At 62.9% G+C, this 25,662-nt stretch carries 24 protein-coding genes; 9 read left to right on the top strand and 15 right to left on the bottom strand.

Annotated elements, in window-relative coordinates:
* Nucleotides 1-131: 131 nt before the first annotated feature.
* The 5 genes from prpF to P0Y58_20355 all read right to left on the bottom strand — a co-directional run bounded on the left by prpF (nt 132) and on the right by P0Y58_20355 (nt 6,940).
* Complete coding sequence (gene prpF, locus P0Y58_20335) at nt 132-1,322, bottom strand: 2-methylaconitate cis-trans isomerase PrpF (GenBank protein WEK29240.1); 1,191 nt, start codon at nt 1,320-1,322, stop codon at nt 132-134.
* 163 nt (nt 1,323-1,485) lie between these two features.
* Nucleotides 1,486-4,074: a Fe/S-dependent 2-methylisocitrate dehydratase AcnD gene (acnD, locus tag P0Y58_20340; GenBank protein ID WEK33370.1), complete on the bottom strand. Its 2,589-nt coding sequence runs from the start codon at nt 4,072-4,074 to the stop codon at nt 1,486-1,488.
* A gap of 76 nt (nt 4,075-4,150) precedes the next feature.
* On the bottom strand, nt 4,151-5,278 hold the full coding sequence (gene prpC / locus P0Y58_20345; protein ID WEK29241.1) for a 2-methylcitrate synthase: 1,128 nt from the start codon (nt 5,276-5,278) through the stop codon (nt 4,151-4,153).
* A 58-nt stretch (nt 5,279-5,336) separates the two neighbouring features.
* Nucleotides 5,337-6,227 carry a methylisocitrate lyase gene (gene prpB, locus P0Y58_20350; protein WEK29242.1) on the bottom strand — a complete coding sequence of 297 codons (891 nt, stop codon included), beginning with the start codon at nt 6,225-6,227 and terminating at the stop codon, nt 5,337-5,339.
* Complete coding sequence (locus tag P0Y58_20355; GenBank protein ID WEK29243.1) at nt 6,224-6,940, bottom strand: GntR family transcriptional regulator; 717 nt, start codon at nt 6,938-6,940, stop codon at nt 6,224-6,226. The genes prpB and P0Y58_20355 overlap by 4 nt, the downstream gene beginning before the upstream one ends.
* Before the next feature lie 306 nt (nt 6,941-7,246).
* Here P0Y58_20355 and P0Y58_20360 point away from each other — a divergent pair, with 306 nt between their 5' ends.
* The 5 genes from P0Y58_20360 (at nt 7,247) to P0Y58_20380 (ending at nt 12,688) form a co-directional block, all read left to right on the top strand.
* Entirely contained in the window at nt 7,247-7,783 is a 537-nt protein-coding gene (locus P0Y58_20360) for an ATP-dependent zinc protease (protein WEK29244.1), read from the top strand.
* A 5-nt stretch (nt 7,784-7,788) separates the two neighbouring features.
* A complete protein-coding gene (locus tag P0Y58_20365) occupies nt 7,789-9,324 on the top strand; it encodes an inactive transglutaminase family protein (GenBank protein WEK29245.1) in 1,536 nt (511 codons plus the stop codon).
* Nucleotides 9,324-10,304: an alpha-L-glutamate ligase-like protein gene (locus tag P0Y58_20370; protein WEK29246.1), complete on the top strand. Its 981-nt coding sequence runs from the start codon at nt 9,324-9,326 to the stop codon at nt 10,302-10,304. Before P0Y58_20365 ends, P0Y58_20370 begins: the two co-directional genes overlap by 1 nt.
* A 226-nt stretch (nt 10,305-10,530) precedes the next feature.
* The gene (gene pabB, locus P0Y58_20375) at nt 10,531-11,874 is read left to right on the top strand and encodes an aminodeoxychorismate synthase component I (protein ID WEK29247.1); all 1,344 of its coding nucleotides are present in this window, start codon (nt 10,531-10,533) and stop codon (nt 11,872-11,874) included.
* 79 nt (nt 11,875-11,953) lie between these two features.
* Nucleotides 11,954-12,688 carry a phosphoadenylyl-sulfate reductase gene (locus tag P0Y58_20380; protein ID WEK29248.1) on the top strand — a complete coding sequence of 245 codons (735 nt, stop codon included), beginning with the start codon at nt 11,954-11,956 and terminating at the stop codon, nt 12,686-12,688.
* 37 nt (nt 12,689-12,725) lie between these two features.
* Here the strand turns inward: P0Y58_20380 and cysB are convergent, their stop codons facing one another.
* A complete protein-coding gene (gene cysB / locus P0Y58_20385) occupies nt 12,726-13,700 on the bottom strand; it encodes an HTH-type transcriptional regulator CysB (protein ID WEK29249.1) in 975 nt (324 codons plus the stop codon).
* A gap of 128 nt (nt 13,701-13,828) precedes the next feature.
* Nucleotides 13,829-14,326 (bottom strand): universal stress protein, encoded by a 498-nt coding sequence (locus P0Y58_20390; protein WEK29250.1) that lies wholly within the window; start codon nt 14,324-14,326, stop codon nt 13,829-13,831.
* A 461-nt stretch (nt 14,327-14,787) separates the two neighbouring features.
* On the opposite strand from P0Y58_20390, the gene P0Y58_20395 reads away from it, so the two are divergent.
* A complete protein-coding gene (locus tag P0Y58_20395) occupies nt 14,788-15,864 on the top strand; it encodes a 3-deoxy-7-phosphoheptulonate synthase (GenBank protein ID WEK29251.1) in 1,077 nt (358 codons plus the stop codon).
* Nucleotides 15,865-15,999: 135 nt separating this feature from the next.
* On the opposite strand, the gene P0Y58_20400 is transcribed toward P0Y58_20395, so the two are convergent.
* Nucleotides 16,000-16,281: a GNAT family N-acetyltransferase gene (locus tag P0Y58_20400; protein WEK29252.1), complete on the bottom strand. Its 282-nt coding sequence runs from the start codon at nt 16,279-16,281 to the stop codon at nt 16,000-16,002.
* A 507-nt stretch (nt 16,282-16,788) separates the two neighbouring features.
* Here P0Y58_20400 and oprI point away from each other — a divergent pair.
* Nucleotides 16,789-17,040, top strand: coding sequence for an outer membrane lipoprotei OprI (oprI, locus tag P0Y58_20405; protein WEK29253.1), 252 nt, complete (start codon nt 16,789-16,791; stop codon nt 17,038-17,040).
* A gap of 133 nt (nt 17,041-17,173) precedes the next feature.
* Here oprI and P0Y58_20410 read toward each other — a convergent pair whose 3' ends face one another.
* The 3 genes from P0Y58_20410 to P0Y58_20420 all read right to left on the bottom strand — a co-directional run bounded on the left by P0Y58_20410 (nt 17,174) and on the right by P0Y58_20420 (nt 19,219).
* Complete coding sequence (locus tag P0Y58_20410) at nt 17,174-18,151, bottom strand: L,D-transpeptidase family protein (GenBank protein WEK29254.1); 978 nt, start codon at nt 18,149-18,151, stop codon at nt 17,174-17,176.
* Nucleotides 18,152-18,264: 113 nt separating this feature from the next.
* On the bottom strand, nt 18,265-18,555 hold the full coding sequence (locus P0Y58_20415; GenBank protein ID WEK29255.1) for a hypothetical protein: 291 nt from the start codon (nt 18,553-18,555) through the stop codon (nt 18,265-18,267).
* A gap of 58 nt (nt 18,556-18,613) precedes the next feature.
* Nucleotides 18,614-19,219: an arylesterase gene (locus P0Y58_20420; protein ID WEK29256.1), complete on the bottom strand. Its 606-nt coding sequence runs from the start codon at nt 19,217-19,219 to the stop codon at nt 18,614-18,616.
* Nucleotides 19,220-19,229: 10 nt separating this feature from the next.
* Here P0Y58_20420 and P0Y58_20425 point away from each other — a divergent pair, with 10 nt between their 5' ends.
* Nucleotides 19,230-19,913 carry an ABC transporter ATP-binding protein gene (locus tag P0Y58_20425; GenBank protein ID WEK29257.1) on the top strand — a complete coding sequence of 228 codons (684 nt, stop codon included), beginning with the start codon at nt 19,230-19,232 and terminating at the stop codon, nt 19,911-19,913.
* Nucleotides 19,913-22,420: an ABC transporter permease gene (locus P0Y58_20430; GenBank protein ID WEK29258.1), complete on the top strand. Its 2,508-nt coding sequence runs from the start codon at nt 19,913-19,915 to the stop codon at nt 22,418-22,420. Before P0Y58_20425 ends, P0Y58_20430 begins: the two co-directional genes overlap by 1 nt.
* 126 nt (nt 22,421-22,546) lie before the next feature.
* Here the strand turns inward: P0Y58_20430 and greB are convergent, their stop codons facing one another.
* From greB to P0Y58_20450, 4 genes are all read right to left on the bottom strand, one after another.
* Nucleotides 22,547-23,020, bottom strand: coding sequence for a transcription elongation factor GreB (gene greB, locus P0Y58_20435; protein ID WEK29259.1), 474 nt, complete (start codon nt 23,018-23,020; stop codon nt 22,547-22,549).
* Nucleotides 23,021-23,030: 10 nt separating this feature from the next.
* Nucleotides 23,031-23,339, bottom strand: coding sequence for a hypothetical protein (locus P0Y58_20440; GenBank protein ID WEK29260.1), 309 nt, complete (start codon nt 23,337-23,339; stop codon nt 23,031-23,033).
* A gap of 212 nt (nt 23,340-23,551) precedes the next feature.
* Nucleotides 23,552-23,989: a DoxX family protein gene (locus tag P0Y58_20445; GenBank protein WEK29261.1), complete on the bottom strand. Its 438-nt coding sequence runs from the start codon at nt 23,987-23,989 to the stop codon at nt 23,552-23,554.
* Between the two features lie 117 nt (nt 23,990-24,106).
* Nucleotides 24,107-25,513, bottom strand: a complete 1,407-nt coding sequence (locus P0Y58_20450) for a transglycosylase SLT domain-containing protein (protein ID WEK29262.1) — start codon at nt 25,511-25,513, stop codon at nt 24,107-24,109.
* Between the last annotated feature and the right edge of the window lie 149 nt (nt 25,514-25,662).

Raw genomic sequence — 25,662 nt, forward strand, 5'->3', positions numbered from 1 at the left:
CTTCGCGGGCACGCCCGCTCCCACAGGATAAGCACAGGTTTCGAATGCTGTGGTGTACCTGTGGGAGCGGGCGTGCCCGCGAAGGGCCGCAAAGCGGCCCCAACGAACGAAAGCCGAGCGCCGGTGGTGCGTTAGAAGCTATCGCCAGGTACGCGAACCCAGCCCTCCATCAGCACGCGAGCACTGCGGCTCATGATTGCCTTGGTCACTGTCCACTCACCATTCACCTGGCGCGCCTCGGCCCCGACGCGCAAGGTGCCCGAGGGGTGGCCGAAGCGCACGGCACTGCGCTCGCCCCCGCCTGCTGCGAGGTTGACCAACGTGCCGGGAATGGCTGCCGCAGTGCCAATCGCCACCGCCGCCGTACCCATCATGGCATGGTGCAACTTACCCATGGACAAGGCCCGTACCAGCAGGTCGATATCACTTGCCTGCACCGCCTTGCCACTGGACGCAGTGTAGGTGCTCGGTGGCGCAACGAACGCCACTTTTGGTGTGTGCTGACGCCCGGCAGCCTGGTCGACATTGTCGATCAGGCCCATGCGCACCGCGCCATAAGCACGAATGGTCTCGAAACGCAGCAGCGCCTGAGGGTCGTCGTTGATGGCATCCTGCAGCTCGGTACCGGTGTAGCCGATATCCGCCGCGTTCATGAAGATGGTCGGGATACCCGCATTGATCAAGGTCGCCTTGAAGGTGCCCACCCCAGGTACGTCCAGGTCATCGACCAGCTTGCCGGTGGGGAACATGGCACCGCCGCCACCGTCTTCATCGGCTGCCGGGTCCAGGAACTCCAGCTGCACCTCGGCCGCCGGGAAGGTCACCCCGTCCAGTTCGAAATCGCCGGTTTCCTGTACTTCACCCTCGGTGACCGGTACATGGGCAACGATGGTCTTGCCGATATTCGCCTGCCAGATACGCACGGTGGCAACACCATTGCGCGGAACACGCGCCGGGTCGACCAAGCCGCTGCTGATGGCGAACGAACCGACCGCTGCGGACAGGTTGCCGCAGTTGCCGCTCCAGTCGACGAAGGCCTTGTCGATGCTGACCTGGCCGAACAGGTAGTCGACATCGTGCCCGGGCTTGATGCTTTGCGACAGGATCACGGTCTTGCTGGTGCTCGACGTCGCACCGCCCATGCCGTCGATCTGCTTGCCGTAAGGGTCGGGGCTGCCGATTACCCGCAGCAGCAGCGCATCGCGGGCGGGGCCTGGAACCTGCGCCTGCTCGGGCAGGTCTTGCAGGCGGAAGAACACGCCTTTGCTGGTGCCGCCACGGATGTAAGTGGCGGGGATTTTTACTTGCGGTACGTGAGCCATTGCTTTGCTGTCCTGTCTGATAAACATGAAACCCCGGGGCTGCTTTGCAGCCCATCGCCGGCAAGCCAGCTCCCACAGGGACCGCGCAACCGCGAAGTCCGCGCTATCCCTGTGGGAGCTGGCTTGCCGGCGATGGGCCGCAAAGCGGCCCCCGCCCTTATGGTCAGGCGGTCGCTTCGAGGAAGTCCTGGGCAAAGCGTTGCAGCACCCCACCCGCCTCATAGATCGATACTTCCTCGGCGGTATCCAGACGGCAGGTCACCGGCACTTCCAGGCGCTCGCCATTGCTGCGGGTAACCACCAGGGTCAACGTCGCCCGTGGCGTACGCGCACCCAAGACGTCATACGTCTCGCTACCGTCCAAGCCCAAGGTATTGCGGTCGGTGCCCGGTTTGAACTCCAGCGGCAATACGCCCATGCCCACCAGGTTGGTGCGGTGGATGCGCTCGAAACCTTCGGCGACGATGGCCTCGACACCCGCCAGGCGCACGCCCTTGGCCGCCCAGTCACGGGACGAACCCTGGCCATAGTCGGCACCGGCGACGATGATCAACGGCTGCTTGCGCTGCATGTAGGTCTCGATCGCCTCCCACATGCGGGTGACCTTGCCTTCCGGCTCGATACGCGCCAGCGAGCCCTGCTTCACGCTGCCATCTTCCTTGCGCACCATTTCATTGAACAGCTTGGGGTTGGCGAAGGTGGCGCGCTGGGCAGTCAGGTGGTCGCCGCGGTGGGTGGCGTAAGAGTTGAAGTCCTCTTCCGGCAAGCCCATTTTCGCCAGGTACTCACCGGCAGCGCTGTCGAGCATGATGGCGTTGGACGGCGACAGGTGGTCGGTGGTGATGTTGTCCGGCAGCACCGCCAGCGGGCGCATGCCGCGCAGGGTTCGCTCACCCGCCAACGCACCTTCCCAATACGGCGGGCGGCGAATGTAGGTGCTCATCGGGCGCCAGTCGTACAGGGGCGCCACTTTCGGCCCACGGTCCTCCTCGATGGCGAACATCGGGATATACACCTTGCGGAACTGTTCTGGCTTGACCGCAGCACGCACCACGGCGTCGATCTCTTCATCGCTGGGCCAGATGTCCTTGAGGCGGATTTCCTTGCCATCGACCACGCCCAGCACATCCTTCTCGATGTCGAAGCGGATGGTACCGGCAATGGCATAGGCCACCACCAGCGGCGGCGAGGCCAGGAAGGCCTGCTTGGCATACGGGTGGATACGCCCGTCGAAGTTGCGGTTGCCCGACAGCACCGCAGTGGCGTACAGATCCCGGTCGACGATTTCTTGCTGGATCGCCGGGTCCAGGGCGCCGGACATGCCGTTGCAGGTGGTGCAGGCGAAGGCGACGATGCCAAAGCCGAGCTGTTCCAGCTCCTTTTCCAGCCCCGCCTCTTCCAGGTACAGCTTCACGGCCTTGGAGCCCGGCGCCAGCGAAGACTTGACCCATGGTTTGCGGGCCAGGCCCAGCCTGTTGGCATTGCGCGCCATAAGGCCTGCAGCAATCACGTTGCGCGGGTTGCTGGTGTTGGTGCAACTGGTGATGGCGGCAATGATCACCGCACCGTCGGGCATTTGCCCCGGCACTTCTTCCCAGCTGCCGGCAATGCCTTTGGCCGCCAGCTCACTGGTGGCGACACGGGCATGCGGGTTGGACGGGCCTGCCATGTTGCGCACCACGCTCGACAGATCGAAGCTCAGGGTGCGCTCGTAGACGGCGCCGGCCAGGCTGTCGGCCCACAGGCCGGTCGCCTTGGCGTAGGTTTCCACCAGCTTGACCTGCTGCTCTTCACGGCCGGTCAGGCGCAGGTAGTCGATGGTCTGCTGGTCGATGGCGAACATCGCTGCAGTGGCGCCGTATTCCGGGGCCATGTTGGAAATGGTGGCACGGTCGCCCAGGGTCAGGGCACGGGCGCCCTCGCCGTGAAACTCCAGGTAGGCGCCGACGACTTTCTGTTTGCGCAGGAACTCGGTCAGGGCCAGCACCAGGTCGGTGGCGGTGATGTTCGGCGCCAGCTTGCCGGTCAACTCGACGCCGACGATTTCCGGCAGGCGCATCCACGAGGCGCGGCCAAGCATCACGTTTTCGGCTTCCAGGCCGCCGACGCCGATGGCGATCACGCCCAGGGCGTCAACATGCGGGGTATGGCTGTCGGTGCCGACGCAGGTGTCCGGGTAGGCCACGCCGCGCTCGTTGTGGATGACAGGCGACATCTTCTCCAGGTTGATCTGGTGCATGATGCCGTTGCCCGGCTGGATCACGTCGACGTTCTTGAACGCCTTCTTGGTCCAGTTGATGAAGTGGAAACGGTCTTCGTTGCGGCGGTCTTCAATGGCGCGGTTCTTTTCGAAGGCTTGTGGGTCAAAGCCACCGCACTCCACTGCCAGCGAGTGGTCGACGATCAGTTGCACCGGCACCACCGGATTGACGGCGGCCGGGTCGCCGCCCTTGTCGGCGATGGCATCGCGCAGGCCGGCGAGGTCGACCAGCGCGGTCTGGCCGAGGATGTCGTGGCACACCACGCGGGCCGGGAACCACGGGAAGTCGAGGTCGCGCTGGCGCTCGATCAGTTGGCCCAGCGAGGCGTCGAGGGTTGCCGGGTCGCAGCGGCGCACCAGGTTTTCGGCGAGCACGCGGGACGTGTAAGGCAGGCCGTCGTAGGCGCCGGGCTTGATCGCCTCGACCGCCGCACGGGCATCGAAGTAGTCCAGGTCGGTGCCTGGCAGGTGCTTGCGGTATGCAGTGTTCATCATGGAATCAGGCTCGGTCACAGGAGTCGGAAGGCTCCTCCGCCCCTGCAAGGAGCGGGTTGCCTTTCTTTTCTAATCAGCGCTGCTCGATCGGCACGAACTGGCGCTGTTCGACGCCGACATACTCGGCGCTCGGGCGAATGATGCGGTTGTTGGCGCGCTGCTCGAAGACGTGCGCCGCCCAGCCGGTCAGGCGCGAGCAGACGAAGATCGGGGTGAACAGCTTGGTCGGGATGCCCATGAAATGGTACGCCGAGGCATGGTAGAAGTCGGCGTTGGGGAACAGGCGCTTCTGCTCCCACATGGTCTTGTCGATGGCTTCGGACACCGGGTACAGCACCGTGTCGCCCACTTCGTCGGCCAACTGCTTCGACCAGCCCTTGATCACCTCGTTGCGCGGGTCGGACTCTTTGTAGATGGCATGGCCAAAGCCCATGATCTTGTCCTTGCGTTCCAGCATGCGCAGCAGCTCGGCGGTGGCTTCCTGCGGGCTCTGGAAGCGCTCGATCAGTTCCATCGCCGCCTCGTTGGCACCCCCATGCAGCGGGCCGCGTAGCGAGCCGATGGCTGCGGTGACGCAGGAGTACAGGTCGGACAAAGTCGAGGCGCAAACGCGGGCGGTGAAGGTCGAAGCGTTGAACTCGTGCTCGGCATACAGGATCAGCGACACGTTCATCACCTTCACGTGCAACTCGCTCGGCTTCTTGCCGTGCAGCAGGTGCAGGAAGTGGCCGCCAAGGGTGTCTTCATCACTACTGCACTCAATGCGCACACCATGGTGGGTGAAGCGGTACCAGTAGCACATCACGGCCGGGAACAGCGCCAGCAAGCGGTCGGTCTTGTCGCGCTGGGCTTCGAAGGTGAGCTCTGGCTCCAGGGTGCCCAACACCGAGCAACCGGTGCGCATCACGTCCATCGGGTGGGCGTCACGCGGGATACGTTCCAGCACTTCCTTCAACGCTTGTGGCAGGTCACGCAGGCCCTTGAGCTTGCGTTTGTATTCCGCCAGCTCGGCCTGGGTGGGCAGCTCGCCGTACAGCAGCAGGTAAGCGACTTCTTCGAATTCGGCACCGGCTGCCAGGTCGCGCACGTCGTAACCCCGGTAGGTCAGCCCGGCACCGGCCTGGCCCACAGTCGACAGTGCTGTCTGCCCGGCCACCTGACCGCGCAGGCCTGCGCCGCTGAGTACTTTCGCTTCGGCCATGGTGTTTCTCCTTTCTTGAATTTGTTATGGATTTCTTCTGGCTAATTCGGGGTGTTGCTCAGCCCTTTTTCTGGGCAAACAGCGCATCGAGGCTCTGCTCGAAGGCGTGGTAACCAATGGCATCGTAGAGCTCCATGCGGGTCTGCATGGTGTCGATCACGTTTTTCTGCGTGCCGTCGCGGCGCAGCGTGGTGTACACGTTCTCGGCCGCCTTGTTCATGGCGCGGAACGCCGATAGCGGGTACAGCACCAGCGACACGTCGACCGAGGCCAGCTCTTCCGTGGTGTACAGCGGCGTGGCGCCGAATTCGGTGATGTTGGCCAGAATCGGTGCCTTCACCCGATCAGCGAACGTCTTGTACATCTGCAGTTCAGTGATGGCTTCCGGGAAGATCATGTCGGCGCCAGCCTCGATGCACGCCTCGGCGCGATCAAGGGCAGCGTTCAGGCCTTCGACGGCCAGGGCATCGGTACGCGCCATGATCACGAAGCTGTCGTCACTGCGGGCATCGACGGCCGCCTTGATCCGGTCGACCATTTCCTGCTGGCTGACGATTTCCTTGTTCGGGCGGTGGCCACAACGTTTGGCGCCAACCTGGTCCTCGATATGGATGGCGGCAGCGCCGAACTTGCTCATCGAGCGCACGGTGCGGGCGACGTTGAAGGCTGACGCACCGAAGCCGGTGTCGACATCCACCAGCAACGGCACGTCGCACACGTCAGTGATACGGCGTACATCGGTGAGCACGTCGTCCAGGCCGGTGATGCCCAGGTCCGGCAGGCCCAGCGAGCCTGCGGCCACGCCGCCACCGGACAGGTAAATGGCCTTGAAGCCGGCGCGTTTGGCCAACAGGGCATGGTTGGCGTTGATGGCGCCGACTACCTGCAGTGGGTGTTCGGCGGCGACGGCGTCGCGGAAACGCTGACCTGGGGTGCTCTTCACAGTCATTTTTCACCTCGTGGGCTGTTGTTGGGGGCGTCCAGATAGTGACGCTCGATGTTGCGCCTGGACGCGCCGATGTGGCGACGCATCAGGAGTTCAGCCAGTTCGCCGTCACGGTCGGCGATGGCATCGAGAATGCGGTGGTGTTCGGCAAAGGCCTGGCGTGGCCGGTTGGGCGTGGCTGAAAACTGGATGCGGTACATGCGCACCAGTTGATACAGTTCACCGCACAACATCTTGACCAGGGTCTGGTTGCCGCTGCCCTGGATGATCCGGTAATGGAAGTCGTAGTCGCCTTCCTGCTGGTAGTAACCCAGGCCGGCCTGGAACGCAGCATCGCGCTCATGGGTATCGAGCACCCGGCGCAGCTCGTCGATGTCGGCCTGGCTCATGCGTTCGGCTGCCAGGCGACAGGCCATGCCTTCCAGCGACTCGCGAATTTCGTAAAGCTCGATCAGCTCGGCGTGGTTCAGCGATACCACGCGCGCGCCCACATGCGGTACGCGCACCAACAGGCGCTGGCCCTCCAGGCGGTGGATGGCCTCGCGCAGCGGCCCGCGGCTGATGCCGTAGGTGCGCGCCAGCTCCGGCTCGGAAATCTTGCTGCCGGGGGCGATTTCGCCCTTGACGATGGCCGCCTGAATGCGCCTGAAGACGTTTTCAGACAAGGTTTCCGTTTCGTCTGTCAGCACCGGGCTGGGGGTGGAAAGGTCCTGCATATTGTCGACACCTTGAAAATCTATTCGCCAGAAATTAGCGAATTCGAGCCTTCCAGTCAAAGACAAAATGAATATTGTCGACAATCGTCTAAGAACGAACTAACCCTTGCCCAGCGCTGTCAGATCGCGCACAGCTGGCGTCAAGACGTCGGCGTGGTAGAATGCCGCGCCTCCGATGGGGTATGGATAGCCTGTCTGTCATACATTCATGCTTGTTGGCAGATAAAAGAGGAAGCTTGCGCAGTAGTTGCCAGTCGCCTTGACCAGAACCTTGCCTAGAACCTTGCACTGCACCGCGCCAGGATTATGAGACTTACACCCGTTTTATTGCTGCTATGCCTTACCCTGCTGCCGGCCCTTGGCCAGGCTGCGGGCAAGACCGTCTATGGTCTCAACGAATATGCACGGTTGGGCGACCTGGACCTGGAAGTGGCCGCCAAGCTCGACACCGGTGCCAAGACCGCCTCGCTCAGCGCCCGCGACATCAAGCGGTTCAAGCGCAACGGCGAAAGCTGGGTACGCTTTTACCTGGCCATCGATGCTGCCCACTCGCACCCGATCGAGCGCCCGCTGGCACGCGTGAGCAAGATCAAGCGCCGCGCCGGCGACTATGATGCCGAATCGGGCAAAGCCTACACGGCACGCCCGGTCATCGAACTTGAAATCTGCATGGGCCAGGCCATGCGCACCATCGAAGTCAACCTCACCGACCGCAGCGCTTTCCAGTTCCCGCTGCTGATCGGTTCCGAGGCGCTCAAGCACTTCGACGCGCTGGTCGACCCAAGCCTTAAATACGCGGCCGGCAAACCTGCCTGTGCCACCGACGCTCCCAAAGCAGAGTAATCCCGATGCGCTCTCTTACCCTCCATCTGAAAGTCCTGATCACCGTACTGGTGCTACTGGGCGTGGCGGTCACGGCTTATCAGATCTTCTTCCTCGGCATCCCGGTGACCGAGGATGAAACCGACGACTTGTGGAACATCGACGCCAAGGTCGAGTTCGTCGCCAGCACCAAGGATCCAGTGAAGATCCAGATGTTCGTACCGCCGCTGAACCGCGACTACGTCAGCCTCAACGAGAGCTTCATCTCCAACAACTACGGGGTCAGCGTCAACCGGGCCGACGGCAACCGCAAGGTCACCTGGTCGGCCCGCCGCGCGAACGGCAACCAGACCCTCTACTATCGCCTGGTGCTGACCAAGCGCTACAGCAACGAGAAAACCACGGTCAAAGGCCCGACCTTCCGTGACAGCCTGGCGATCGACGGCCCCGAGAAGATCGCCGCCGAAGCCCTGATGGCGCCGATTCGCCAACACTCTGCCGATGTCGAGACCTTTGTCAGCGAAACCATCAAGCGGGTCAACAACCTCAACGACGACAACGTCAAACTGCTGCTGGCCGGCGACACCTCGCCGATGAAGAAGGCTCAGGTCATCGACCTGCTGCTGTCGATCGCCCACGTGCCGATGGAAAAGGTGCATACCATCCGCCTGGTGGCCGACACCCCGCAAACCCCGGAGCTGTGGCTGCGCAGCTTCAACGGTAACGACTGGCTGTACTTCAACCCGGACACCGGCGAGCAGGGCCTGCCCAGCGACCGCTTGCTGTGGTGGACCGGTGACGACAACCTGATCACCGTAGATGGCGGCAAGAAGGCCAACGTCACCTTCAGCATGAACAACAGCGAGATGAACGCCATCCGCCTGGCCAAGCTGACCGACGAGAACACCGACGCCGACTTCCTGGAGTATTCGCTTTACAGCCTGCCGCTGCAGACCCAGCAAACCTTCATGATCATGGTGATGATCCCGATCGGCGTGCTGGTGATTCTGGTGCTGCGCAACCTGATCGGCCTGCAGACGCTGGGTACCTTTACCCCGGTACTGATCGCCCTGGCCTTCCGTGAAACCCAGCTGGGCTTCGGCATCGTGCTGTTCACGGTGATTACCGCCCTTGGCCTGTCACTACGCTCGTACCTGGAACACCTCAAGCTGCAAATGCTGCCACGCCTGTCGGTGGTGCTGACCTTCGTCGTGGTGCTGATCGCCGCCATCAGCCTGTTCAGCCACAAGCTTGGCCTTGAGCGCGGGCTGTCGGTGGCACTGTTCCCGATGGTGATCCTGACCATGACCATCGAGCGCCTGTCGATCACCTGGGAAGAGCGTGGCGGCGGCCATGCCATGAAAGTGGCCATCGGCACCCTGTTTGCCGCCTCCGTGGCGCACCTGCTGATGATGGTGCCGGAGCTGGTGTACTTCGTGTTCACGTTCCCGGCCGTACTGCTGATCCTGGTAGGCTTCATGCTGGCGATGGGCCGCTACCGTGGCTACCGCCTGACCGAGCTCGTGCGCTTCAAGGCATTCCTGAAGAAGGCTGACGCCTGATGTTTGGCCTGATCAAGACGTGGAAAGCCCTGGAGGCCCGGGGCATCATGGGTATCAACCGGCGCAACGCGGACTACGTGTTGAAGTACAACAAGCGCAGCCTGTACCCGATCGTCGACGACAAGATCATCACCAAGGAGCGCGCCCTGGCGGCCGGCATCCATGTGCCGGAAATGTACGGCATCATCGAAACCGAGAAAGAAATCGAGAAGCTCGACCAGATCATTGGCGGGCGCAGCGATTTCGTCATCAAGCCGGCGCAAGGCGCCGGCGGTGACGGTATCCTGGTAATCGCCGACCGCTTCGAGGATCGCTACCGTACCGTGTCGGGCAAGATCATCAGCCATGAGGAAATCGAGCACCAGATTTCGAGCATCCTCACTGGTCTGTACTCGCTGGGCGGCCACCGCGACCGCGCGCTGATCGAGTACCGGGTTACCCCCGACCAGATCTTCAAGAGCATCAGCTACGAGGGCGTGCCGGACATCCGCATCATCGTGCTGATGGGGTACCCGGTAATGGCCATGCTGCGCCTGCCGACCCGCCAGTCCGGCGGCAAGGCCAACCTGCACCAGGGCGCTATCGGCGTAGGCGTTGATTTGGCCACCGGCGTGACACTGCGCGGTACCTGGCTGAACAACATCATCAGCAAGCACCCCGACACCACCAACGCGGTAGACGGCGTGCAGTTGCCGAACTGGGACGGCTTCATGAAGCTGGCCGCTGGCTGCTATGAATTGTGCGGCCTGGGTTACATCGGCGTGGACATGGTGCTGGACCAGGACAAGGGCCCACTGATTCTGGAACTCAACGCCCGCCCGGGCCTGAATATCCAGATTGCCAATGACTGTGGCCTGACTCAGCGCACCCATGCCATCGAAGCGCATATCGAAGCGCTGGCCAAGGATGGGATTACCGAAGATGCGGAGCAGCGGGTTCGGGTAGCCCAAGGCTTGTTCGGGCATGTGCCAGGCCACTGAAACACCGGGGCTGCTTCGCAGCCCATCGCCGGCAAGCCAGCTCCCACAGGGACCGCACCACCTTGAGAGATGCACCCTACCTGTGGGAGCTGGCTTGCCGGCGATGGGCCGCAAAGCGGCCTTATGTTGCGTCAAACGCAATGTTGAATGTCGCGCCCAGTGCTAGGCGCTTTTCCTACACAGGTCTACAATCGCCCTCCTCGCTTTTACATCGCCGTCCACACTGATGCCGACCTGTACGCTCCACCCCCTGCCCTACCAGCCTGACCCTGCTGCCTATTTCGCCCGCCTGCGCCAGGCCCCCGGCGCGATCTTGCTCGACAGCGCCCGCCCCGGCGCCGAACGCGGCCGCTTCGACCTGCTCAGCGCCTGGCCGCTGCAACAGCTGCAAGCACAGCCCAATGAAGCTGGCCGGGCGTTCCTTGCGCGCCTGCGCGCCGGGCTTGCAACGCTGGGCCACGCGGACTTGCCCGACGGCGTAGAACTGCCCTTCGCCGGCGGCCTGATCGGCTACCTGAGCTACGACTTCGGCCGCCGCCTGGAGCACCTGCCAAGCCTGGCCGTGGACGACCTCGGCCTGCCAGATGCGCAACTGGGCCTCTATGCCTGGGCGCTGGTCAGCGACCACCTCAACGCGACCAGCCAACTGGTGTTCCACCCTGACCTGGCGGGTGAGGAGCGCGAGCGCCTGATCAGCCTGTTCGAAGCCGCACACAGCGCCGAAAGTGGCGACTTCCACCTGCTGGCACCGATGGCCGGCGATTTGCAACCCGAGCAGTACCAGGCCGCCTTCGACCAGGTGCAGCGCTACATCCAGGCCGGTGACTGCTACCAGATCAACCTCACGCAGCGCTTCCGCGCGCCCTGCCAAGGCGACCCATGGCGAGCCTACCAGGCGCTGCGCCTGGCGTGCCCTACGCCGTTCTCCGGCTATCAGCAACTGGCCGACGGCAGCACCTTGCTGAGCTTTTCCCCCGAGCGCTTCATCCGCGTCAGCCAGGGCCAGGTGGAAACCCGCCCCATCAAGGGCACTCGCCCGCGCGCCAGCGACCCGGCAGAGGATGCGCGCAATGCCGAGGAGCTGCTGCACAGCCCCAAGGACCGCTCGGAAAACCTGATGATCGTCGACCTGCTGCGCAATGACCTGGGGCGCACCTGCGAGATCGGCTCGGTCAGGGTACCGGAGCTGTTCAGCCTGGAGAGCTACCCCAATGTGCACCATCTGGTCAGCAGCATCACTGGCCAGTTGGCCAGCAACAAGGATGCCCTCGACCTGATTGGCGACAGCTTCCCCGGCGGCTCGATCACCGGGGCGCCGAAGATCCGCGCCATGCAGATCATCGACGAGCTGGAGCCGACGCGCCGGGCGCTGTACTGCGGCTCGCTGCTGTATGTGGACGTGCGCGGTGAGATGGACAGCTCGATTGCCATTCGCAGCCTGCTGGTCAAGGACGGCCAGGTCAGTTGCTGGGGCGGCGGTGCGGTGGTGGCCGACTCCGAATGGCAGGCCGAACATGAAGAGTCGATCGCCAAAGTGCGGGTGTTGATGCAGACCTTGCAGGGCTTGTGAGTCCGTCTAGCCCGCGTTTTTTTGTTACCATCACCTTACTACGAGCGCACAGCGCCACAGCCAAGATGGAAACCGCCTGATGAGCCAACCCTTCGACGTCGCCGCCCTGGCCGCGACCTACGCCAACAAGTCCCCGCAGGACATTCTCAAGCTCGCCTTCGAGCATTTTGGTGATGATCTGTGGATCTCCTTCAGCGGCGCCGAGGACGTGGTGCTGGTCGACATGGCCTGGAAACTTAACAAGCAGGTCAAGGTGTTCAGCCTCGACACCGGCCGCCTGCACCCAGAGACCTACCGGTTCATCGACCAGGTACGCGAGCAGTACAACCTGCCGATTGAACTGCTCAGCCCCGACCGTGCCAAGCTCGACCCGTTCATCAAGGAAAAGGGCCTGTTCAGCTTCTACAAGGACGGCCATGGCGAGTGCTGTGGCATTCGCAAGATCGAGCCGCTGCGCCGCAAGCTGGGCACCGTGAGCGCCTGGGCCACAGGCCAGCGCCGCGACCAGAGCCCGGGCACCCGCAGCCAGGTGGCGGCACTGGAAATCGACAGCGCCTTCTCGACGCCTGAGCGCACCCTATACAAGTTCAACCCGCTGGCGCAGATGAGCAGTGCAGAGGTGTGGGGTTATATCCGCATGCTTGAGCTGCCGTACAACAGCCTGCATGAACGCGGCTTCATCAGCATTGGCTGCGAGCCATGCACCCGCCCGGTACTGCCGAACCAGCATGAGCGCGAGGGGCGTTGGTGGTGGGAAGAGTCGACGCAGAAGGAATGCGGATTGCACGCAGGCAACCTGATCAGCAAGGCTTGAGAAAGCCGGGGCTGCTTTGCAGCCCCAGTATCGCGGATCAGTGGAACGGCAGTTCAACGCCTGCGAACAGTTCTTCAAGCTCTTGCTTGTTATGGCACTGAATGGCCTTGGCCATCACTTCGCGGGTCAGGTGCGGGGCAAACTTCTCGATGAAGTCGCACATGAAGCCACGCAGGAAGGTGCCACGGCGGAAGCCGATCTTGGTGATGCTGGCCTCGAACAGCTCACTGGCATCCAGGGCCACCAGATCATTGTCGAGTTTTGCGTCAACGGCCATACCCGCGACGATACCCACGCCCAGCCCCAGGCGCACATAGGTCTTGATCACGTCGGCATCTGCCGCAGTGAATACCACTTTCGGCGTGAGGCCGCGATGATTGAAGGCTTCGTCCAGCTTCGAGCGCCCGGTGAAGCCGAACACGTAGGTAACGATCGGGTATTCGGCAACGGCTTCCAGGGTCAGTTTCGGCAGCTTGGCCAGCGGGTGGCCCTGCGGCACCACCACGCAACGGTTCCACTTGTAGCACGGCATCATGATCAGGTCGCCAAACAGTTCCAGCGCCTCGGTGGCGATGGCGAAGTCGACCGTACCGTCCGCAGCCATCTCGGCAATCTGCATGGGCGAACCCTGGTGCATATGCAGGGACACTTCCGGGTACTGCTTGATGAAGCTGCTGATCACGGGCGGCAAGGCATAGCGCGCCTGGGTGTGGGTGGTGGCGATGGACAGCGTGCCCTTCTTCTCGTTGGAGAACTCCTGGGCAATCTGCTTGATGCTTTCAACTTTGCGCAGGATTTCGCCGGCGGTGTTGATGATGCGCTCACCGGCCGGCGTGACACGGGTCAGGTGCTTGCCGCTACGGGCAAAGACTTCAACACCCAGTTCATCTTCGAGCAGGCGGATCTGTTTGCTGATACCTGGCTGGGAGGTATACAGGCTCTGCGCCGTCGCGGAGACGTTGAGGTCATGGTGCGCCACTTCCCAGATGTAGCGCAGTTGTTGAAGCTTCATAGATTCCCCTCGGTTCAGCGATGAGTCCGCGGCAGCAGGCAGCGACGATATATAACTATATTAGTGGTTTTGGAAATAAATCTAGAACTATTTTGTTACATGCCCCCAGGAATGGCACACGGCCAGCTTCACATTTTCCTACGCCCCAGATGCTGCGCCAACGGCACCATGTACACCGGCACCGGTGACAGCTGCAGCAGCCGCACCGCCGTGCGCCCCAGGGGCACATCCACCCCGGCACCGGCACTGTGGCTACCGAAAATCAACAGGTCGACGCTCAGCCGCTGCGCCTGGTCAAGGATCACCTGCGCCGGGTCGCCCTGGCGTACCCGCACCGCCTTGATCACCGCGAGGTCAGCCTCCCCGCCCAGCTCATCACGAAAGCTCTCCAGTACGCGCTGCTCAATGTTGGCCATCACCGCGTTCACGCCCTGGCTGTGCAATTGGTCGAGCGTCTGTTCATCGAGGTAGCTCTGCAGGAGGGATTCGGCGAACTGCCCCATCGGCTCCACCGCATGAATCACATACAGCTCGGCATTGAACGTGCGCGCCAAGGCCAGCGCGTGCTGCATCACAAAAGGGGCGTAGACACCGAGGTCGGTGGCGTACAGCATGGAGCGGATCATTCGACCTCCTCGACTGCCGTAGCGGCAGAGCAAGCTTCAGCTTAGCAGCGCGCCGGGCGCACGCTTTGCCGTCCGGCGCGCTGCTGGCGCGGGCTGGAGGGCAGCGCATGCTCGCGCCAGTGGCTCGGCATAGATAGCCTGCAGCTCCCCGGCATCAGCCCACCCAAGCCAACGATAGCCCCGCTGCCAACGATACTGGCGCGTGGTGCGTGGCGCGTGCGGATGCATGCTGATCACCAGGTAAATGCCAGCCTTCTGTGTATACAGCTTGCGCGCTGTCAGGTAGCCCATGGGCGCCAACGCGCCACAGCAGCAGGGAAAACAGCACGCTGACGGAACTTGCGCCCATTGTCGCGCCCCCCGTAACGCGCTAAGGTTCGGCTCCCCGCTGCGATTATTCTTGCTGCTGGGCCGCACGGGGACAGTTGGCGGCCGGCACCCGTGACCTGACGAGTAACACGATGGCTGATTTACCGATCGATGACTTGAACGTTGCCTCCAACGAGACCCTGATCACCCCCGATCAGCTCAAGAAGGAAATCCCCCTCAGCGCCAAGGCCCTGCAGACTGTGACTGCCGGCCGTGAAGTGGTGCGCAATATTCTCGACGGCAAGGACCATCGCCTGTTCGTCGTGGTCGGCCCTTGCTCCATCCACGACATCAAGGCCGCTCACGAATACGCCGAGCGCCTGAAAGTGCTGGCCGAAGAAGTGTCCGATACGCTGTATCTGGTCATGCGCGTGTACTTCGAAAAGCCGCGCACCACCGTCGGCTGGAAAGGCCTGATCAACGACCCGTATCTGGATGACTCGTTCAAGATCCAGGATGGCCTGCACATAGGCCGCCAGCTGCTGCTGGACCTGGCCGAAATGGGTCTGCCGACCGCCACCGAAGCGCTTGACCCGATTTCCCCGCAATACCTGCAAGACCTGATCAGCTGGTCGGCCATCGGCGCCCGCACCACCGAATCCCAGACCCACCGCGAAATGGCATCGGGCCTGTCTTCGGCGGTCGGCTTCAAGAACGGCACCGACGGCGGCCTGACCGTTGCCATCAATGCCCTGCAGTCGGTGTCCAAACCACACCGTTTCCTCGGTATCAACCAGGAAGGCGGCGTGTCGATCGTCACCACCAAGGGCAACCCTTACGGCCACGTGGTGCTGCGCGGCGGTAACGGCAAGCCGAACTACGACTCGGTCAGCGTCGCCTTGTGCGAGCAGGATCTGGCCAAGGCCAAGATCAAGGCCAACATCATGGTCGACTGCAGCCACGCCAACTCCAACAAGGACCCGGCCCTGCAACCGCTGGTAATGGAGAACGTCGCCAACCAGATCCTGGAAGGCAACCAATCGATCATCGGCCTGATGGTCGAAAGCCACCTGAACTGGGGCTGCCAGTCGATCCCGAAAGACCTGAGCGAATTGCAGTACGGCGTGTCGGTCACCGACTCGTGCATCGACTGGTCCGCGACCGAGAAGACCCTGCGCAGCATGCATGCCAAGTTGAAGGATGTGCTGCCGCAGCGTAAACGCGGCTGATTGATGCAAAAAGCGGGGCCGCTTCGCGCCCCATCGCCGGCAAGCCAGCTCCCACATGTACAGCGAAACGCTTGTATGTGGGAGCTGGCTTGCCGGCGATGGGGCGCGAAGCGGCCCCGCTCTTTATTTACAGATTCAGGCCTTGCTCGAATGCCGCTGCTGGCGCTCCATGTAGCGTTCCACATATGAGCAGGACGGAATCACCGTATAGCCCATCTGTTCAGCGTACTCCAGCGCCCGCTCGGTCAATGCGGCAGCAATCCCGCGGCCTCGCAAGGCGTTGGGCACGAAGGTGCGATAGATGTCCAGCGTCTGTTTGCCCAGATCCATGTACGTCAGATAGGCACGATGACCGTCCACGTTGGTCTCGAACTGATGACCGGCCTGGTCATGGTGGATGGTCAGCGCTTCGCTCATCACTACTCCTCGCAGGTCTTTTCGGCAGACCCATACCTTAACCGATGGTGGTTTATCCGGCGCAGAATCCTCTGCGTCACCTGTTGCCCCTTCGACCTCTGGACGATTGTAATCGTTCGGGTCCTCTGGCACTCACAAGATAGTAGGCGCGGCAAATGGGATTGCTCAAGGTGGCGGCGGCTAAAAAACGTGAAAATGCTGAGAAAGCGACTCTTCCCTGTACGCTCAACAACCGCCGGATGTTGTAGGGCTTAAGACGTCGAAAGACAGTTAAAGTCACCGTTAGTTCAACAAAAAAGTTCCCGTACTACAACCGCTTGCGAAGCGTGCACGTTTTTTTCACACGGACGTCGCAAATCTTGTCGGCGCGGCGTCACGCAACATTTTTTTTGCAGTTCTTGCGCTCAGTCAGTTTACTTACTACAAGTAATGGGTACTATGTACGCCGGCCAGTTTCTCTTTCCTGAGAGATGGCTATTTAATAGAAAGTCCTTGAAGGGGAACACGATGAACAACGTTCTGAAATTCTCTGCTCTGGCCCTGGCCGCAGTTCTGGCTACCGGTTGCAGCAGCGTATCCAAAGAAACCGAAGCTCGTCTGACTGCGACTGAAGACGCAGCAGCTCGCGCTCAAGCTCGTGCTGACGAAGCCTACCGTAAGGCTGACGACGCACTGGCAGCCGCTCAGAAGGCTCAGCAGACCGCTGACGAAGCCAACGAGCGCGCTCTGCGTATGCTGGACAAAGCCAGCCGCAAGTAATAATCCTCACGGATTGTTAAGAAGCCGACCCACTTGTGGGTCGGCTTTTTTATTACCTGTGAATAAGACAAATTCGCCACTCAGAGACGAAAAAGGCCCGCACTAAGGCGGGCCAGGGTGTGTCGCAAAAAACCTACTGCAGTTCAGGTGGAATGCTCGACACCATTGGCGCGCCACCCTGGTTCTCGACCGGCACGGCAATTTCTACCGGCATGCCATCTTCCGCAGCCACCACGTCACGCACCATATCCCAGTTCATGCGCAGGTTATTGGCCAGGTCCTCACGTTTGAGCAAGGCGTTGATAACGGCGGTGTGCTTGTCGACAACCGACGGGTTACCCTGATCGTCCAGCGGCGTGTGCGCCTCCAGATAGACCTTGCCACCACTGATACCGAACTTGTAAGGCTCGTTGATGATGCGCACCGGTGTACCCACCGGCACCATCTTCGACAGTTCCAGCACATTGTTGTTGAGCATGCGGAAGCAGCCGTGGCTGGTACGCATGCCAATGCCGAACTTCTTGTTCGAACCGTGGATCAGGTAGCCGGGCACCCCCAAGGTGAACTTGAACGGCCCCAGCGGGTTGTCCGGACCCGCCGGCACCACGGTCGGCAGGATGTCACCGTCCGCCGCATGCTCTTTGCGGATCGAAGCAGGTGGAGTCCAGGTCGGGTTTGGGGTCTTGGCAGTGATCTTGGTGTTGGCGATCGGCGAACCCCAACCTTCGCGACCAATGCCCAGCGGGAAGGTATGCACCACGTTCTGCCCTTTCGGGAAGTAGTACAGGCGGTACTCGGCAAGGTTGATGACGATGCCTTCGCGCGGACCCGGCGGCAGGACATAGCGGGTCGGCAGGATGATCTCGGTGCCGGCGCCGGGCAACCAGGGGTCGACACCCGGGTTGGCGGCAATCATTTCCAGGTAGCCGAGGTCGTTGGCGGTGCCGATGTCGGCGAACGTATCCTCGTACTTTGCCTTGATCACATGCACCTGGCCGACGATGTCTTCACCGGGCGGTGGCAGTGGCAGCTCCAGCGCAGCAGCGGGGCCCGCTACCAGCAGGGCGGCCAGGGACAGGCTACGGGTGACGGCAGGAAAGCGCGGCAACATCCGGTAAATCCTTCGAAAGGTGGGTCAAGAGGATCGATTGTACACCCGCGCCGATGCAAGCGGGAGGCATTGGCGCGATGCAAGCGTTTCAGATGATGAAAGGTGCTTGCCGTTTAGCTGGCCTGCAGCTCTGGCCAGACCGGGCGCATGCCGCGCCGCTGGGCATCGAGGATGGCACGGCACAGGTCACACAGGCGGCTGTCGCGGTAAATCGCGCGCGGCACCCCAGACCAACGCGGCTGCGCCGGCAGCAGGCCGCCGCACAAGGTACGGTCGACCGGCACGCCCAGCTCAAGCTGGCGGGCCACCAGGTGGACGCGGATTTCCTGGCAGGCGAACAGGTCGAGCTGCTCGTCAGGCTCGATCAGTTGATAGGCGTACAGGGACCAGGCAGGGCGCGGCATCGGGGGCACTCGAAACGGGGGGCGCAACATTAGCCGAAAGCCCGCCCCGTTTAAAGCGTCACAGCAAGGGTTTTATCGCCGGCCAGGCATTTTCCAGCAAGCGCTTCTGGGCACCCTGGGCCGGGTGAATGCCATCGGCCTGCATCAATTCAGGCACGCCCCCTACCCCTTCGAGGAAAAACGGCACCAACGGCACCTGCTTCTCCGCAGCCAGCTGTTCATACACTTTGGCAAACGCAGTGGTGTAGCGCACGCCGTAATTGGGCGGCAGGCGCATGCCCAGCAGCACCACCTTGGCACCGGCCTGGCGCGCACTCTCGATCATCGAGGCAAGATTTTGTTGCAATTGCGCAGGTGGCTGCCCACGCAGGCCATCGTTGCCGCCCAGCTCCAACACCACCAACTCCGGTTTATGCGCTGCAAGCAGCGCCGGCAGCCGCGCCTGGCCACCTGCGCTGGTGTCGCCGCTGATCGATGCATTGACCACTTTGTCGTCGAAACCTTCGTCCCTGAGGCGGGTCTGCAACAAGGTGACCCAACCCTGGCGGGTATCCAGGCCAAAACCGGCGCTGATACTATCGCCAACAACCAGCAGTGTTCCCGCCGCCGCGCTCTGGGCCAGGCAATACAGGGCCAGACCGGCACTCAACCACCACACTCGCATCGGATTCTCCATGGGCCCCAACATACTCGTTGCGCAGAACCTTAGCAAAGTGGTCCCCAGCGCGGAAGGTGACCTCACCATCCTTCACGCACTCTCCCTTGAACTGGCCAAAGGCGACAGCCTGGCCATCGTCGGTGCCTCGGGTTCAGGCAAGTCGACCCTGCTCGGCCTGCTCGCAGGCCTGGACCTGCCCAGCGCCGGCAAAGTCATCCTCGCCGGCAACGACCTGGGGCCACTGGATGAAGACCAGCGCGCCCGGGTACGTGCCGAACATGTGGGTTTCGTGTTTCAGTCATTTCAGCTGCTCGACAGCCTCAATGCGCTTGAAAACGTCATGCTGCCACTGGAGCTGGACGGCCGCCGCGACGCCCGCGAACAGGCGCGCACCCTGCTGGAGCGGGTCGGCCTCGGCAAGCGCCTGAGCCACACCCCGCGCCAACTGTCGGGCGGCGAACAGCAGCGGGTGGCCATCGCCCGCGCCTTCGCCGCACAGCCTGCGGTGTTGTTTGCCGACGAACCCACCGGCAACCTCGACAGCCACACGGGCGAGCGCATCAGCGACTTGCTGTTCGAATTGAACAAGGAGCGCGGTACCACCCTGGTGCTGGTCACCCATGACGAACGCCTGGCCCAGCGCTGCCGCCGCCAGATCCGCCTGGACGCGGGGCGCCTGGTGGCGCCGGTGGAGGCCTGATGAACCACATGCCGTTGTCCCGCCTGTGCGGCCTGGCACTGCGCCAGTTGCTGCGCGACATTCGTGCCAGTGAAGTGCGCGTGCTGTTCTTTGCCCTGCTGGTGGCGGTGGCAGCCAGCACCGCCATCGGCTACTTCGGTGCCCGCCTAAACGGCGCCATGCAACTGCGCGCCAGCGAGTTCCTGGGGGCCGACCTGGTGCTGCAGGGCAGTGCCCCGGCCCGCGCGCAGCAGATCGAGACCGGCACGGCACTTGGTTTGCGCCACGCGCAAGTGGTCGAATTCACCAGTGTGGTGGGCGGCGACAACGGCATACAGCTCTCCAGCGTCAAGGCCACCGACGGTGCTTACCCGTTGCGCGGGCAGGTACGCAGCGCGCCGGCGCCCTATGCCGAGGAAACACCTGGCGGCGGCCCAGCACCTGGCGAGGCGTGGGTCGAGCCCCGCCTGTTGGCGGCGCTTGGGCTGGCGATTGGCGACAGCATTGATGTAGGCATGAAAACCCTGCGCATGAGCCGTGTGCTTACCTACGAACCGGACCGCGCCAACAACTTCTACAGCCTTACCCCGCGGGTGATGATGAACCTGGCCGACCTGGAGGCCACCGGCGTGATCCAGCCGGGCAGCCGGGTCACCTACCGCGACCTGTGGCGCGGCGGTGCCGACGCACTGGCCCAATACCGCCAGAGCGTGGAAAAAAACCTGGCCGCCAACCAGCGCCTGCGCGACACACGCGATGGCAACCAGCAGATCGGTGGCGCCCTGGGCAAGGCCGAACGCTACCTGAACATGGCCAGCCTGGTAGCGGTGCTGCTGGCCGGGGTCGCCGTGGCCTTGTCGGCCAGCCGTTATGCCGCACGCCGGCTGGATGCCAGCGCGTTGCTGCGCTGCCTGGGTCTCTCACGCCGCCAGGCACTGGGCCTGTATTGCCTGCAGCTGGCCATGCTCGGCCTGGTCGCCGCCTTTGCTGGCGCTCTGCTCGGCTGGCTGGCACAGCTGGGCCTGTTCCGCCTGCTGCACGGCCTGCTGCCAAGCGTGGTACCCGCCGGTGGCATCGTCCCGGCCCTGGCCGGTATCGGGACCGGGCTGGTTGCATTGGCCGGCTTCGCCCTGCCGCCCATTGCCGCCCTGGGCCAGGTCCCGCCACTGCGTGTACTGCGCCGTGATCTGTTGCCGATACCCCCCAGCAGCTGGTTGGTGTACGGCGCCGCCCTGTTTGCCCTGGGCTTGATCATGTGGCGCCTGAGCCTCGACCTGCTCCTCACCTTCGCCCTGCTCGGCGGTGGCCTGGTCGCCGCATTGCTGCTCGGCGGCTTGCTGTTGCTCGGCTTGCGCAGCCTGCGCCAGCTACTGGCCGGGGCCCCACTGACCTGGCGCCTGGGGCTGGGCCAGTTGCTGCGCCACCCCACGGCCGCCGCTGGCCAGGCCCTCGCGTTCGGCCTGATCCTGCTCGCCATGGCATTGGTCGCCCTGCTGCGCGCAGAACTGCTCGACACCTGGCAAGCCCAACTGCCCAAGGATGCACCCAACCATTTCGCCCTGAACATCCTGCCGGATGACCGTGAACCGTTCGCCCAACGCCTGCATCAGGTCAACGCCGCTTCAGCGCCGCTCTACCCGGTAACGCCCGGGCGCCTGGTGCAAATCAACGAGCAACCGGTGCAGCAAATCGTCAGCAAGGACTCGGCAGGTGAGCGCGCCGTGCAACGGGACCTCAGCCTGACCTGGGCCGCGGAGCTACCCGAAGGCAATGCACTGACTACGGGCAACTGGTGGCAAGCCTTGCCTGCTGACGACGAAGTCCCTGGTGTTTCGGTGGAAGCGGAACTGGCCAGCAGCCTGAAACTGAAAATGGGCGACCTGCTGACCTTCGACATCGGCGGCCAGCAGCGCCAGGCCCGGGTCAGCAGCTTGCGCAGCGTGCACTGGGACAGCTTCCAGCCAAACTTCTACATGATCTTCCAGCCCGGCACACTGCAAGGGCTGCCGACCACCTACCTGACCAGCTTCTATCTGGCGCCGGGCCACGACCTGGATGTAGTGGCGCTGTCACGGGCGTTCCCGGCGGTGACTATCCTGCAGGTGGATGCTTTGCTCGACCAACTGCGCAGCATCCTCGCCCAGGTGACTCTGGCGGTGGAGTATGTGCTGTTGTTTGTGCTGGCGGCCGGGATGGCGGTGCTGTTCGCCGGATTGCAGGCAACGCTGGATGAACGCATTCGCCAAGGGGCCTTGCTGCGTGCGCTGGGGGCGGCGCGGCCGCTGCTGGTGAAGGCGCGGCGTATCGAGTTCGGTTTGCTGGGGGCTGCCAGCGGAGTGTTGGCAGCAGTAGGCTGTGAGCTGATTACCCTGGTGCTGTACCGCTATGCCTTCGACTTGCAGTGGAGCCCGCATCCGTGGCTGCTGGTGTTGCCGCTGGCGGGCGCCTTGCTGGTGGGCGGTGCGGGGGTGTTGGGGACGCGGCGGGCGTTGAATGCCAGCCCGTTGGCGGTGTTGCGCGACAGTTAAATGTTACCTGCACCGGCCTCTTCGCGGGCACGCCCGCTCCCACAGGTCCGGTGCAGCCCTCAAATGTTGTGCTATCCCTGTGGGAGCGGGCGTGCCCGCGAAAGGGCCGGCACAGACAGCACGAACTTATCGCCCGTAGGTAATGCTCTTCACATACCAGGTCGCTTCACCGGTAGGTGTGTGCACGACCACCTCATCGCCCTCCTCCTTCTTGAGCAAGGCACGGGCCATGGGAGAGTCGATCGAAATGTAATCGTTGCGCCCATAGATCTCGTCATAGCCGACGATGCGAAACTTCATGGTCTCGCCATCGTCGTTCTCGATCTCGACCCAGGCCCCGAAAAACACCTTGCCTTCCTGCTGCGGCGAGTACGCCACCACCCTGACATCTTCAAGACGCTTGCGCAGGTAACGTACGCGGCGGTCGATTTCGCGCAGCAGCTTCTTGTTGTACTGGTAGTCGGCGTTCTCGCTACGGTCACCCAGCGATGCCGCCCAGGCGACCTTCTGGGTGATTTCCGGTCGATACACCCGCCACAGGTGATCGAGTTCTTTTTTCAGCGCCTCGTGGCCTTCCGTGGTGATGATGTTCGTGCTCAACAGGCGCTCCTCAGCGGCGGGTAATCAGGCCCTGGCGCGCGATGCGGGTGAGATGGCCGATGACTTCGGCGGCGTCGTCCGGCGCCGGTGCCTGGATCACGGCCAGGTCGAAACGGTCATTGCCATACTGCGCAAGATGGCAGCCGGTTTCGGCGAACTGGATCAGAAAGGCGCGTGCCTGGCCCTTGCGCCGGGACAGGCCTTCGAGGTGACGCAAAAGTGTGGGCTGATGCTGGCCGCCGAGCAGGATGCGCGGTGTGCGGGACGCCTGGCTGGCAGGCAAAGGGCTCAAGCAGACACTGGTACGTGGGCAACTCATGGAGATTTCTCCGCCTCGCGAATCCCGCTGGGCAGCGGTGGGAGGCGTCACCGAACCAGCGCTTTAGCGGTATTTCGGATGGCCCGGAGGTGGGGCTTTCCTGCGCCCCGCAAGTAGCTGTTTAAATCGGCGCAGGCGGTATGCTAGAGCTACAAGCGGCAAGATACAAGCCTCAATCAGTATGAGGCTTGTATCTTGCCATCGGTGTTGTGTCAGCGCGCGATCAGGCGGTCCAGCGAGAAGCGGCCAGCGCCTTCGATCATGACCGCAACAGTGCCGGCCAGCAGCGCCAGCGCGAACTCATAGCCGTTGTTGGACATGAACAGGCCGTTGCCGATGTGCACCGAGAAGATCGCCACCACCAGGGTCACCGTCAGCGCCAGAGCCGCAGGGCGGGCCAACAGGCCGACCACCAGGGCCAGACCACCGAAGAACTCGGCGCTACCAGACAGCAGGGCCATCAGGTACCCCGGGGCCAGGCCGATGCTCTCCATCCACTGGCCAGTACCTTCCAGGCCATAACCGCCGAACAGGCCGAACAGCTTTTGCGCGCCATGCGCCATGAAGATGATGCCGACCAGGATGCGGATAACGCTGAGACCAGCGCCGGCGCGGGTGGAGAACAGGGCGTTGAGGGTAGTGTTGTTCATGTCGGAGCGTCCTTGAAGCGAAGCAGTTGTGTTGGGATTGGATGGCGCCATCATAATCAATTCAATAGATATGAAAATCGCAAAAAACCCAACATAACAATCGACCAAATCGATTTGTCAGCGTTTTGCCACGCGCTCCAACGCAGCCCGCTCGCGATTGAACGCCAAAAAGTACTTGTTGACACTGTTGACGAAATTGACCGGCCCCATGCCCACCTGCTCCATGGCGATGCGCTCGGTCTGGAAGAACCACTGGTTACCGTTGAGGCCGCGCCGCCGGGCTTCGGCACGCATGGCCTGGACCCGCTCGGGGCCGAGGTTGTAGGCCGCCAGCACAAACGCCATGCGCTCTCGCTCGTTGATCTTGGGGCTGGCAAAAAATTTGCGCCGGATCAATGCCAGGTAGCGCGCGCTGGCCTGTACATTGCCATCCACCGTGGCGGTATTGCTCACGCCCACGCGCTGGGCGGCCGAAGGGGTAATCTGCATCAGGCCATGGGCACCACCCGTGCCGCGTGCAGCGGGATTGAGCGTCGACTCTTTGAAGGCCAGCGCTGCGAGGTTGAGCCAGTCGATCTGCTGCGCCTGGCCATGCTTCTGCAGCACGGCCCGCACCGAGGCAAGGCGCTGGCGGTCCTTGCTGGCCAACGGGTTGTGTACCCGATACTGGCGGCGGTAAATGCGCTCGAACGCGGCATCCTGGTTATCTGGCGCCCGGTAACCTTGCAGGAAGCGATCGACCGCGGCCAACAATTGCGGCGCATCACGCCCCACATACCAGTGCATGGCTTGCGGCGACCCCAGGTGCACGCGGTTGTCCAGGCGCAGGCGCGGCATAACCCGCGCCCAGCGCCGGGCAATCGGCTGCTCGACCACGGTCAGGTGGTAGATGCCTGCCTGCACCATCTCCAGCACATCCTCCACCGCCAGCGTCGAATCGACCCACTCCACCTTGATCGGCGGCCGCTTGCGCAGTGCCAGTTGCTGGTTGACCTGCTGGATCAGCGGGCCGGCGGCACTGGCGCTGGTCAAGGCCACGGTGCGCCCGGACAGCTGTTCGACCTTGCTGAAGCTTCGCTCGCCTTTGCGCCCGACCAGCGTCAACGGCACCTGGTCGAGTAGCGGCGCACTGCTGCTTACGCCTCGCACGGTGCCGGGGTCGAGCAACTCGCCCGGCGCAGCCAGGTCACCCTCGCCACGGGCCAGTGCGCCCAGCAACTGCTCTTTGGCCTGGGGGATGAGCTTTAGCTGGATCTGCTGGTCGTCGGCGGTGCGGGCATTGAGGTAATGCTCCAGGGCACGCAGGCGATAATATTCAATACCGACCGGCTCGCCCTTGACCTCGCCGGAGCTGTTACGGCTCTGGTTGACCAGCACCCGCAGCACTTTGCTGGTGCGAATCTGCTGCAGGTCACGCACCTTGGCGGGCGGTATGTTCTGCTGCGGCCCCGGCGCGCGCGCCTGGGCCGGGCCGGTAAGGGTCAGCCCGAGCGTCAGCAGGAAAACAAGCCAGCATCGCAGCATGCGAAAACGTGTCCGTGGTGGTTGGGCGGCATCCATGGGGTGAGCCGCCAAGTGAGAAATGACGGTAAAAGACCACGGTAACAGCATGAAGTTCTTGGTTTTTCCAGAAAAACCCGGTTTTTGCTATGCTGGCCGCCCCGCGGCACGAG

Origin of the sequence: Candidatus Pseudomonas phytovorans (assembly GCA_029202525.1) — a bacterium.
Lineage (GTDB): Bacteria > Pseudomonadota > Gammaproteobacteria > Pseudomonadales > Pseudomonadaceae > Aquipseudomonas > Aquipseudomonas phytovorans.